The following is an 11,412-nucleotide window of genomic DNA, read 5'->3' on the forward strand; positions in this document are numbered from 1 at the left end:
ATAGGTCACACCCTGGGGGAGATTGGATCACAAAACGGCCCAGAATCCGGGGGCTTTACCGGGTTCTGGGCCGTTCTCGACCGACCGTGCGGAGGCGGTCACCGAGGGTCGATCAAAAGGGGTTTAGCTCAGGCGCTCGATGACCATGGCCATGCCCTGGCCGCCGCCGACGCACATGGTCTCCAGACCGAACTGCTTGTCGTGGAACTGCAGCGAGTTGATCAGCGTGCCGGTGATGCGGGCGCCGGTCATGCCGAAGGGGTGGCCGACCGCGATGGCGCCGCCGTTGACGTTGAGCTTGTCCAGGTCGATGCCCAGCTCCTGGTAGGAGGGGATCACCTGGGCGGCGAACGCCTCGTTGATCTCGACCAGGTCGATGTCGCCGACGCCGAGACCGGCGCGGCTCAGCGCCTGCTTGCTCGCCTCGACCGGGCCGAGGCCCATGATCTCGGGGGAGAGACCGGAGACACCGGTGGAGACGATGCGGGCGAGCGGGGTCAGGCCCAGCTCGCGGGCCTTGGTGTCGCTCATGATGACCAGGGCCGCGGCGCCGTCGTTCAGCGGGCAGCAGTTGGCCGCGGTGACCAGGCCGTCGGGGCGGAACACCGGCTTCAGGCCCTCGACGCCCTCCAGGCTGACACCCGCGCGCGGGCCGTCGTCCTGGCCGACCACGGTGCCGTCGGGCAGCGTGACCGGGGTGATCTCGCGCTCCCAGAAGCCGTTCTTGATGGCCTGCTCGGCGAGGTTCTGCGAGCGGACGCCGAACTCGTCCATCTCCCGGCGGCTGATGCCCTTGAGCCGGGCCAGGTTCTCGGCGGTCTGGCCCATGGCGATGTACGCGTCCGGGATCAGGCCGTCCTCGCGCGGGTCGTGCCAGGTGGTGCCCTCCTGCTGAGCGACCTCGGCGGTGCGGGCCTCGGCCTCGGCGAAGAGCGGGTTGCGCGTGTCCGGCAGGCTGTCGGAGTTGCCCTTGGCGAAGCGGGAGACCATCTCCACACCGGCGGAGATGAAGACGTCGCCCTCGCCCGCCTTGATGGCGTGCAGCGCCATCCGGGAGGTCTGCAGCGAGGAGGAGCAGTAGCGGGTGATCGTGCAGCCCGGCAGGTGGTCCATGCCCATCTGCACGGCCACGATCCGGCCGAGGTTGTTGCCCTGCTCGCCGCCGGGCAGGCCGCAGCCGAGCATCAGGTCGTCGATGTCCCGGGGGTCCAGCTCGGGCACCTTGGCGAGCGCCGCCTGGATGATCGTGGCGGTGAGGTCGTCCGGACGCAGGTCCTTCAGGGAGCCCTTGAAGGCGCGGCCGATGGGGGAGCGGGCGGTCGACACGATGACGGCTTCGGGCATCACGGCTCCAGAGGCTTACGGGAATTCGGGCAGGGCCGAGTCGGAAGTTACCCGTACGTATGGTCCGGGTCACCGTTGCGGCGGTGTGACACTGACCGCAATTGTCTAAGCGCTTGCTTGGCCAGTGTCATTCCCTCCCGTCGCGGGTCGTGCCCTTCAGGCGGGTCGTTCCCTTCAGGACGGTGTGACCGGTTCCGTCTCGCGCACCCGGCGGCGCCGCCGTCGCTTGAGCAGCGCCCAGGGGCCGCGCGGCCCGGTCGGCATCGCCGCCGCGACCTCCGTACCCGCCTCCGACGCCGCCTCGGCGGCCGCGCGGGCCACCGGCAGGAAGCCCTCCCGGCGCGAGGCGTCCGGCACCTCCTCCTCGGCGGGCCACAGGCCGAGCGCCGCGCAGAGGGTGGGCAGCACCGCCATCGCCGCGGTCGCGTACCCCTCGGCCGAGGGGTGGTAGTGGTCCGGGCCGAACAGCTCGCGGGGGTTGGCCGCGAACTCCGGGCCCAGCAGATCGCCCAGCGACACCGTCCGGCCGCCCCGCTCCACCGCCCCGATGGTCTGCGCCGCCGCCAGCTGCCGCGAGGCGCGCCGGGCCAGCCAGCGCAGCGGCTGCCGCACCGGCTCGATGGTGCCGAGGTCGGGGCAGGTGCCGACGACGACCTCGGCACCGGCCGAGCGCAGCCGCCGTACCGCCTCCGACAGATGCCGGACCGAGCGGGTGGGCGGGATGCGCCGGGTGACGTCGTTCGCGCCGATCATGATCACGCAGATGTCCGGCGCGGCGATCGGGGCGGCCAGCACCAGCGCCACCTGCCGGTCCAGGTCGTCCGAGGTGGCGCCCGGCAGGGCGACGTTGCGCAGGGACACCGGGCGCTCCGCCACCGCCGCCAGCCCCGCGGCCAGCAGCGCGCCCGGTGTCTGGCCCGCCCGGTGCACGCCCTGCCCGGCGGCCGTGGAGTCGCCCAGCATCGCCAGCCGCAGCGGGGGCTCGCCGAACCGCCCGTACCCCGCGCCGTACACACCGTCCGCCAGGGGGACCCGGCCGGTGGTGTTGCCGTTGTTCACATGGCGCCGCGCCATCCGCATCTCTGTCAGCAGCAGTCCGACGGCGGCCGCGCCCACCAGTCCGACCCCGCCGCCGCCGTACGCCGCCCCGGCCGCGATGCGCCGGGCCACTCTCGCCCTCGACATGCTCGTCATGCGTCGCCGCCACCTCCTCGTAGCCGTACCCACTCCTTGCCCCGTACGGCATGTGCGCCAATCTCCACACGGAGTGAAGGCCCGTCCGCATCTCCTCCCGCTGGCCGTAGGCTGGCACAACCACGACGACCGCAGTTTTTTGCAAGCAACCGGAGACAACGGTGCATTTCCACGACTCGATGATCAGCCTCGTCGGCAACACCCCGCTGGTGAGGCTCAACAACGTGACCGAGGGCATCCAGGCCACCGTCCTGGCCAAGGTGGAGTACTTCAACCCCGGCGGTTCCGTGAAGGACCGCATCGCCCTGCGCATGATCGAGGCGGCGGAGGCGAGCGGGGAGCTGAAGCCCGGGGGCACGATCGTCGAGCCGACCAGCGGCAACACCGGTGTCGGGCTCGCCATCGTGGCGCAGCAGAAGGGGTACAAGTGCATCTTCGTGTGCCCCGACAAGGTCAGCATGGACAAGATCAACGTGCTGCGCGCGTACGGCGCCGAGGTCGTGGTCTGCCCGACCGCCGTGGACCCCGAGCACCCGGACTCGTACTACAACGTGTCCGACCGGCTGGTCCGTGAGACGCCGGGCGCCTGGAAGCCCGACCAGTACTCCAACCCGAACAACCCGCTCTCGCACTATCACTCGACCGGCCCCGAGCTGTGGGAGCAGACGGACGGGAAGATCACCCACTTCGTGGCGGGCGTCGGCACCGGCGGCACCATCTCCGGCACCGGCAACTACCTGAAGGACGCCAGCGGCGGCAAGGTCAAGGTCATCGGCGCCGACCCGGAGGGCTCCGTCTACTCCGGCGGCTCCGGCCGCCCGTACCTGATCGAGGGCGTCGGTGAGGACTTCTGGCCGACCGCCTACGACCGGAACGTGGCCGACGGGATCGTGCCGGTCTCCGACAAGGACGCCTTCCAGATGACCCGCCGCCTCGCCAAGGAGGAGGGCCTGCTCGTCGGCGGCTCCTGCGGCATGGCGGTCGTCGCCGCGCTGCGCGTCGCGGAGGACCTCGGCCCGGACGACGTGGTCGTCGTCCTGCTCCCGGACAGCGGCCGCGGCTACCTCTCGAAGATCTTCAACGACGAGTGGATGGCCGACTACGGCTTCCTGGAGGACGAGGGCCCCAGCGCCCGCGTCGCCGACGTGCTCAAGGACAAGGTGGGCGGCGTCATCCCGTCCCTGGTCCACATGCACCCCGAGGAGACGGTCGGCGAGGCCATCGAGGTGCTGCGCGAGTACGGCGTCTCGCAGATGCCGGTCGTGAAGCCGGGCGCCGGTCACCCGGACGTGATGGCCGCCGAGGTCGTCGGCTCGGTCGTGGAGCGTGAGCTGCTGGACGCGCTGTTCTCCCAGCGGGCCTCGCTCGGCGACCCCCTGGAGAAGCACATGTCGGCCCCGCTGCCGCAGGTCGGCTCCGGCGAGCCGGTGGGCGACCTGATGACGGTGCTGGGCGCGGCGGACGCCGCCATCGTCCTGGTCGAGGGCAAGCCGACCGGCGTGGTCAGCCGCCAGGACCTGCTGTCCTTCCTGGCCAAGGGCGGGCTGCACTAGTCCACTTGACCGGGGCGTGGTCCAAGCGGCACGAGCGTGTCACGTGCGCGCAGCACCCGCTTAACACGCGCCCGGCACAGTAGTGGGTGTCGGCAGGGCGGGAGCGGCTCCCCGCCCGTGCCGACGCCGTACGGCGCCCAGGAAACTCCGGAGCGGCTCCCGGACCTCCCACGGCGCCTCGGGCGCGCACGGGCCTGACCCGACCCGCGTCCTTCGCGGGGACCGCCGTCGTCCCGCCCCCCTTCACCGGGGGTGCGGCGGTCCCCGCGAAAGTCTTCTACGGGTTCTCAGCTGGGCCCCGAGGTGTCCGCCGCCAAGGTGAGCGCCAGGCCCCCCAGGACCGTCCCCATCGCGTACCGCTGGAACTTCAGCCAGGACGGTCGTCGGGACAGGAACGTGGCGATGGTTCCGGCCGCGAGGACGATGGCGAGGTTCACCGCGACGCTCACCGCGATCTGGCACGCGCCCAGCAGCAGGCCCTGGGTGAGGACGTGGCCCCGGTCCAGGTCGACGAACTGGGGGATCAGGGACACGTACATGATGGCGATCTTCGGGTTGAGCAGGTTCGTCATCAGGCCCATCGTGAAGAGGCGGCGCGGGGAGTCCGGGGGCACCTCGCGCGGGGCGAACACCGAGACGCCGCCCGGCCGCAGCGCCGACCAGGCCAGATACGCGAGGTATCCCGCACCGGCCAGCTTCACCGCGACGTACAGCTCCGGGACCGCGAGGAAGAGCACCGAGAGGCCGAGGTTGGCCGCCAGCAGGTAGGCGAGGAAGCCCAACGCCACCCCGCCGAGGGAGATCAGCCCGGCGCGTCTGCCCTGGGTGATGCTGCGCGAGACCAGGTAGATCATGTTCGGGCCCGGGGTGAGCACCATCCCGAGGGCCACCACCGTCACCCCCAGGGCCGCGCTGGGCTCGATGAGCATGGAAGGTCCCCCTGTTGGGCGCGTGAGCGGTATTGCCTTGAGGCTATGGACCCTCAAATCTCGGTGCAATAGCCGCTATTGTTCTCAGGGCAATGTCATGGGAGGGGGCCTGGGTGAGCGACTACCGGAGCGTGGCCGACGCGGTGGCCGAGGAGATCCGCGGTGGAACCCTCCGCCCCGGTGACCGGCTGCCCCCGCAGCGGACGTTCGCCCGGCGGCACGGCATCGCCGACTCCACCGCCACCCGCGTCTACCGCGAACTCGCCCGCAGGGGCCTCACCGTCGGCGAGGTCGGCCGGGGCACCTACGTCCGCGCGGGAGCCGAGGCCGCGACCCCCGCCCTCACCGAACCCGCCGCCGCCCCCGTCGACCTGGAGCTGAACCACTCCACCCTGCCCGGCCACGCCGACCTCCTCGCCGGGGGCCTGGCCCCGCTGACCCGGCCCGACATCCTTGGGGACGCCCTCCGCCCGGTCGGCGCCGCCGGTACCCCGGCCGCCCGCGAAGCCGCCTCCGACCTGCTCGCCCGAGGCGGCTGGCGCCCCGACCCCGGCCAGGTGCTGTTCGCCGGGAACGGCCGCCAGGTCATCTCGGCCGCCGTCGCCGCCCTGGTCCCGCCCGGCGGACGGCTCGGGGTGGAGGAGCTGACGTACCCCGTCATCCGGACGGTGGCGGCCCGGCTCGGCGTCACCCTCGTACCGCTCGCCATGGACGACGAGGGGCTCGTCCCCGGCGCCGTCGAGCAGGCCCATCGCCGCGCCCCGCTGCACGCCCTCTACACGCAGCCGACCCTGCACAACCCGCTCTCCCTCACCGCCCCGCCCGCCCGGCTGGCCGCGCTCGCCGAGGTGCTGACCCGGCTGGACCTCCCCGTGGTCGAGGACGCAGTCTGGGGCTTCCTGTGCGACGAACTCCCGCCACTGGCCGCCCTGTTGCCCGAGCGGACCGTGCTCGTCGACAGCCTCTCCAAGCGCGTCGCCCCCGGCCTCACCCTCGGCTTCCTCGTCGCACCCGCCGCCCGCACGGACCGCCTCGCCACCTCGCTGCGCTCCGGCGGCTGGACCCCCATGCGCTTCCCCCTGGAGGTCATGCGGCGCTGGCAGCACGACGGCACCGCTGGGACGCTCGCACGGGACAAGCGCCGGGACGCGGCCGAGCGGCAGACGCTGGCATCCCGGCGCCTCGACGGATTCGACGTGCGCGGGGACTCCCGCGCCTACCACTGCTGGTGGCGGCTGCCGGAGGGCTGGCGGGCGGACACCTTCGTCGCCGCCGCCGCGCGGCACGGCATCGCGGTCGCCCCGGCCGCCGCCTTCGCCGTACGCCGCGACAGCGCCCCGCACGCGATCCGCCTCGCCCTCGCCTCCCCGCCCATCGACGTGCTCGCGGCCGCCCTGGACACCCTGGCCGGGATCGCCCGGTCCGCGCCGGAGGATCTGCTGGCCGACTGACGGGCCGCCCGCCGCGCTGTATAAAGGTATGCAGGGAGCGTCGCGTCTGAATAGGCGACGGTGCCCGACCCCGCCCCGGCGCTGTACCCTCCGTACTTTCCGCGCGGGGGCGTCAGGACCCGACGACATCTGGAGGGGAGCGCGGCATGAGCGCGAGCGACAGCCCTGCGAACCGGTTGCAGGCGCTCTTCGAGGGGCACCGGCTCACGCCCACCCAGCGCCGCATCGCGCACAGCATGGTGCGCCGCGCCGCCGACGTGCCGTTCCTGTCCAGCGTGGAGCTGGCCGAGCTGGCCGGGGTCAGCCAGCCCTCCGTCACCCGGTTCGCGGTCGCCCTGGGCTTCGACGGCTACCCGGCGCTCCGCCGCCATCTGCGCGAGGTCGTCCCCGCTGAACCGGCCGCCGACAACGGGGCGTTCAACGAGTACCAGCAGGCCGTCGAGGCCGAGATCGAGAACCTGCGCCACCTCGCCGAACTCCTCGCCGACCCCGCCCCGGTCGAGCGCGCGGGGCGCGTCCTGGCCGCCTCCCGCCCGCTTCTGGTGCTGGGCCTGCGCGCCGCCGCCCCGCAGGCGTTCGGCTTCGCCTACTTCGCCGCCAAGGTCCACCCCGACGTCCGGCTGCTCGACGAGGGCGGCTCGATGGTGCAGGACCGTATCGACGCCGCCGTACGGGCCGGTGCCTCCGCGCTGCTCTGCTTCGCGCTGCCCCGGCACCCGCGCGAGGTGCTGGACACCCTCGCCTACGCCAGGGAGGCCGGGCTGACGATCGTCACGGTGGCCGACTCCGCGTTCGCCCCGGTCGCCAAGTACTCCGACCTGCTGCTCCCCGCCGCCGTCGGCACCGGCCTCGCCTTCGACACCGCGTGCGCGCCGATGCTGCTGGGCCGCGTGCTGCTGGAGGCGCTGTGCGACGGGCTGCCCGACGCGCAGGCCCGGCTGGAGGAGTTCGACGCGCGGGCGGCGGCGCGGGGGCTCTTCGTGGAGTGACCGGCGCGCTCTCAAGGCTCGCGCGGCGGGCGACGCGACCCCCGGTGGGGCCCGCCGCCGTGCCACGGCGTCGTTGTGACTCAGCGGGCCTGCCTCAGACCTCCAGCTCCGCCTCGATCCGCTTCAGCTGGTGCCGTGCCATCGCCAGGTTCGCTCGGCCGTCCAGCACCAGGTAGAGGAACAGGCCGTTGCCGCCGCGGCCCTTCAGCAGCCGGATCAGGTGGTACTGGTCGCTCAGCGTGATCAGGATGTCCTCGATCTCGGCGTTGAGCCCCAGGTGCTCCATGGTGCGCATCTTGGCGCGGATCACGTCGGTGTTGCCCGCGGCGGCGACGTTCAGGTCGAAGGTCTTGCTGCCGCCCAGCGTGCCCAGCGCCATGCCGCTGGTGTAGTCGACGAGCGCGACGCCGGTGGCACCCTCGATGGAGGTGAGCGCCTCTTTCAGCGCCGTTTCGGTGTTCGCCATGGTTCTGCTGTCCTTTCGGAGGTTCAACTCTCGGTTGCGGTCGGTGTTTCGGTGGCCGTGGCCCGCGCGGTGCGGGCGGCGGCGCGGGTACGGGCGGGAGCGGGCCGGGCGGGCCGCTCCGGCGGGCGGCGCCGGGCCTCGGCCTCGGCCGCGTCGAGCAGCTCCCCGACGCGGGCGCCCGCCCGGCGGCCCTCCAGGTGCAGCCGCCCGACGTTGACCCGGTCCTGCGCGAGCAGCGTCAGTACGGCGGTGCGTCCGGCCGCGTAGGTGGCGACATAGCCGCGTTCGCCGCGCACCAGCAGCTCCCGGAAGCCGCCGTTGCCGGTGGCGTCGGCGAGCCGGACGGCGACGCCCAGCGAGGCCGCGGTGAGCGCCGCGAGCCCGTCGGGGTCGACGCCGGGGGTGTCGTGGGCGACGACGAGACCGTCCACGCCCGCCGCCAGGGCGCCGGTGAGCTGGGGTACCCGGGTGCGCAGCCGCCGCAGCTCGTCCAGGACGACGGCCAGATCCGATTCGGGCAGCATCAGCTCTCTCCTCTCGGCGGGCGGTTGCCGTTCAAAGCGCCTCCAGCGCATTCCTGAGCCTCTTCAGCAGCGCGATGTCGGGGTCGGTGACCGTCAGCGGGGCGGGCGGACGGAACGCCGCGGGCGGCGGGTCCGGCGCGGTCGGCACCGGGGCCAGCAGGCCGTCCGCCGTGAGCCGCCGTACGTCCACCAGCGTGTGGAACGCCTGGCGCCCCAGGTCGTGGGCGATGCGCGACGCGGTGCGGACGCCGTCCACCCGCTCCAGCACCGCCCGGCGGCGCGGCGGTACCTGGGCCGCTCCGGCCGGGTCGGCCCGGATCAGCGGGGCGCTGTCGGCGGCCGGGTCGGGCCAGAGCCGGTGCAGCAGCAGGCGGCGGCGCAGCGTCTCCCGTTCCAGCGCGACGACCGGCACCGAGGGCAGCCCGCCCGGCTGGGGCGTGCCGTCGTAGCGGAAGCGGCCCGGGGTGCTGCTCGGCGCGAGGGCGAAGTACCCGGCGTCGTACAGCGCGTCCAGGTGGCACAGTTCCAGCGCGCCCTCCGGCAGCAGCCCGGCGTCGAGCAGCAGCCGGGCGGCGTCCGACGGGCTCTCGGAGCGCTCGGTGGCGCGCTGCCAGGCGGTCGCCGCGAGGGTGCCATGGGCGGTGAGGAGCACGCCGAGGCCGGGGGCGAGCGGACTCTCGGCGTGCACCACTCTGCCCTGGGCGAGGTAGAGGGTGCCGTGTTCGCGGACGAGGATACCGGTGGCCTCTTCCTCGGCGAGCCGTCTGAGCATCGGGGACAGGGCGCCCGAGGCCGGGTCGCGCTGGTCGCTCCGGTCCCGCACGGGCAGCGGCGGGGGTATGTCCACCACGGTCATCCCAGCACCAGCCGGTCGGCCATCTCGCCGAGCCTGATCCGGGCGAGCGCGAGATTGCCCTCCGCGCGGCCCACCCACAGATGGAGGAAGACGCTGCTGTCGAAGGACGTGTCCACGAACCGCAGCAGGTGATAGCTGTCGTGGTTGCTGACGATCACGTCCTCGACGGGTGGTCGCCCGTCCGCGCTCTCCCCGGCCGAGAAGGCGCCGTGTTCGGCGGCCAGCCGGGCCAGTTCGGCGGCCTCGGCGGCCGTGGTCTCGTGGTCACCGCCGGGTGCCTCGCCGACCGTGCCGAGGGCCAGTCCGCTCGTCCAGTCCACCAGCGCGGCCCCTCGGGCGCCGGGCAACCGCATGGCTTCCAGTAAGCATTCGTCGATTCCGGGCACCGTGGGCTCCCCTCCCCGCCTGGGACTCCGGCTCAGTGACACTGACACTACGCAACGTGTGCGTGGCGGGTGGGGGCTTTGGCATTTTCCGTTGGAACGTGCGTCCGGCGTACTAATGTGGGCCGATTGGCGTGCGTTGCGCGGAAGTCGGCCCCTTTGGTCCCTTTGTTAACCGGCCCGGCTTTCCGCGTCAACGGCTCCCAGGCGTGCCCAGGGTGGTGAGCGCGTCGGCGTGCGCCCCGCCGGACTCGGCCACGATCTCCGTCACCGTCTGCGGCTCGCGCACCACGGCGAACTCCACGCCCCCGGCACCGTCCGGCACGAAGCCGTAAACACCCGGCCGGGCAAGGGAGTTGTACGCGTAGTGGTGGGCGAAGTAGTAGGCGCCGGTGTCCAGCACGGCCGCCAGGTCGCCCTGCTCCAGCACGGGCAGCGAACGGCCCTCGGCGAGCAGGTCCCCGGAGAAGCAGGCCGGACCCGCCACGTCCTGCACCACCTCCGGCCCGGACTTGGGGCGGCCCTCGGCGTCGTACGCGGCGACCCGGAGCGGCCACTGCGCGGGCGCGTACACGGTCCGCGCGGCCACCTGCACGCCCGCGTGGGTCACCGCGATCCGCCGCCCGCCCGCGCTCTTGGCGTACTCCACCCGCGCCAGCACCGTGCCGTGCTTGGCCAGCAGCGACCGGCCGAACTCGGTCACCAGCCCGTACCGCCCGTCGAACAGCCCCGGCACCTCGGCGGCCAGCAGCCGGGCGTACTCCGCGTACGTCGGCGCGGTCGCCTCGGCCGTGAAGTCGACCGGCAGACCGCCGCCGATGTCCAGGGTGTCGATCTGGCGCCGCCCGGCCCGCTCGTTGACCTCCTCCGCCAGCGCGTACGCCTCCGCCACGCCCCGCGCCATCAGCGGCAGCGGGATGCCCTGCGAGCCGGTGTGCGCGTGCAGCCGGGTCAGCCAGGGCCGGTCCAGATACGCCCGCATCACCCACTCCCTGGCCCCCTCGTCCAGCAGCGCCACCCCGAACTTGGAGGTCGGCGTCGCCGTGGACGTCGCCCCGATGGACCCGCCGCCGACCTGCGGGTTCACCCGGATGCCGAGCGGGGAGCGGGTGGGCCCGGCCGCCACCAGGGCGTCGATGCGGGCCAGCTCCTGTGGGTTGTCCGCGTTGACGGCGACCCCCAGCGCCAGCGCCTCACGCAGCTCGCCGGGCGTCTTGGCGGGGGAGTCGAACACGGTCCGGGTGGCGGGCATCCCGGCGGTGCGGGCGAGGGCCAGCTCGCCGGGGCTCGCCGCCTCGGCGCCCAGACCGGCCGCGTGCAGCAGGCTCAGTACCGGCACCAGCGGGGCCGCCTTCACCGCGAAGGCGTGCAGCACCGGCGTACCCGGCGCCACCACCGCGTCGAACGCCGCGCGCAGGGCCGCCGCCGACTCCTGGATGCCCGCGACATCCAGCAGCGCGACCAGCGGCGCGTCCGGGCCGAGCAGCCCGTCGGTCACCGCGCCCCGCACGGCGGCGTCCCGCCGGGCGACACGCGCGGCGGCCTCCCGCTCCCGCTCGGCGGTGCCGTCGTGCTCCACGGTCTCCTGTGCCACGGTGTGCCCTCGTTCCTCTCGCTCGCCCCCGTTCACTGGTTCCAGCCAAACATTCCCGACGCGCGGGCGATGGCACCTGGAACCTATTGACTAGCTCTATTCACGACTGGACTATGTGAATAGCGACAG

At 73.3% G+C, this 11,412-nt stretch carries 11 protein-coding genes; 3 read left to right on the forward strand and 8 right to left on the reverse strand.

Annotation, left to right across the window (positions count from 1 at the left end; genetic code table 11):
• Window positions 1-123 precede the first annotated feature (123 nt).
• Together ACI2LY_RS27725 and ACI2LY_RS27730 are read right to left on the reverse strand one after the other, a co-directional pair.
• Complete coding sequence (locus ACI2LY_RS27725; RefSeq protein WP_393913902.1) at window positions 124-1,344, reverse strand: acetyl-CoA C-acetyltransferase; 1,221 nt, start codon at window positions 1,342-1,344, stop codon at window positions 124-126.
• Window positions 1,345-1,518: 174 nt separating this feature from the next.
• A complete protein-coding gene (locus tag ACI2LY_RS27730) occupies window positions 1,519-2,538 on the reverse strand; it encodes an SGNH/GDSL hydrolase family protein (RefSeq protein WP_404709522.1) in 1,020 nt (339 codons plus the stop codon).
• A gap of 161 nt (window positions 2,539-2,699) precedes the next feature.
• Here ACI2LY_RS27730 and ACI2LY_RS27735 point away from each other — a divergent pair, with 161 nt between their 5' ends.
• Entirely contained in the window at window positions 2,700-4,091 is a 1,392-nt protein-coding gene (locus ACI2LY_RS27735; RefSeq protein ID WP_393913900.1) for a cystathionine beta-synthase, read from the forward strand.
• Between the two features lie 287 nt (window positions 4,092-4,378).
• Here the strand turns inward: ACI2LY_RS27735 and ACI2LY_RS27740 are convergent, their stop codons facing one another.
• Window positions 4,379-5,020: a LysE family translocator gene (locus ACI2LY_RS27740; RefSeq protein ID WP_404709523.1), complete on the reverse strand. Its 642-nt coding sequence runs from the start codon at window positions 5,018-5,020 to the stop codon at window positions 4,379-4,381.
• A 113-nt stretch (window positions 5,021-5,133) separates the two neighbouring features.
• On the opposite strand from ACI2LY_RS27740, the gene ACI2LY_RS27745 reads away from it, so the two are divergent.
• Both ACI2LY_RS27745 and ACI2LY_RS27750 read left to right on the forward strand, forming a co-directional pair.
• Window positions 5,134-6,471: a PLP-dependent aminotransferase family protein gene (locus tag ACI2LY_RS27745; protein WP_404709524.1), complete on the forward strand. Its 1,338-nt coding sequence runs from the start codon at window positions 5,134-5,136 to the stop codon at window positions 6,469-6,471.
• 146 nt (window positions 6,472-6,617) lie between these two features.
• Window positions 6,618-7,460 carry a MurR/RpiR family transcriptional regulator gene (locus ACI2LY_RS27750; protein ID WP_404709525.1) on the forward strand — a complete coding sequence of 281 codons (843 nt, stop codon included), beginning with the start codon at window positions 6,618-6,620 and terminating at the stop codon, window positions 7,458-7,460.
• A gap of 94 nt (window positions 7,461-7,554) precedes the next feature.
• Here the strand turns inward: ACI2LY_RS27750 and ACI2LY_RS27755 are convergent, their stop codons facing one another.
• The 5 genes from ACI2LY_RS27755 to ACI2LY_RS27775 form a co-directional block, all read right to left on the reverse strand.
• Window positions 7,555-7,926 carry a hypothetical protein gene (locus tag ACI2LY_RS27755; RefSeq protein ID WP_389006771.1) on the reverse strand — a complete coding sequence of 124 codons (372 nt, stop codon included), beginning with the start codon at window positions 7,924-7,926 and terminating at the stop codon, window positions 7,555-7,557.
• A 23-nt stretch (window positions 7,927-7,949) separates the two neighbouring features.
• On the reverse strand, window positions 7,950-8,450 hold the full coding sequence (locus ACI2LY_RS27760; protein ID WP_401452395.1) for a roadblock/LC7 domain-containing protein: 501 nt from the start codon (window positions 8,448-8,450) through the stop codon (window positions 7,950-7,952).
• Window positions 8,451-8,481: 31 nt separating this feature from the next.
• Entirely contained in the window at window positions 8,482-9,306 is an 825-nt protein-coding gene (locus ACI2LY_RS27765; protein WP_404709526.1) for a transcriptional regulator, read from the reverse strand.
• Window positions 9,303-9,692, reverse strand: a complete 390-nt coding sequence (locus ACI2LY_RS27770; RefSeq protein ID WP_161192007.1) for a hypothetical protein — start codon at window positions 9,690-9,692, stop codon at window positions 9,303-9,305. The genes ACI2LY_RS27765 and ACI2LY_RS27770 overlap by 4 nt, the downstream gene beginning before the upstream one ends.
• Window positions 9,693-9,882: 190 nt before the next feature.
• Window positions 9,883-11,283, reverse strand: coding sequence for a diaminopimelate decarboxylase (locus ACI2LY_RS27775; protein ID WP_404709527.1), 1,401 nt, complete (start codon window positions 11,281-11,283; stop codon window positions 9,883-9,885).
• Window positions 11,284-11,412: the final 129 nt, after the last annotated feature.

Origin of the sequence: Streptomyces sp. NPDC002176 (assembly GCF_044903645.1) — a bacterium.
GTDB lineage: Bacteria > Actinomycetota > Actinomycetes > Streptomycetales > Streptomycetaceae > Streptomyces.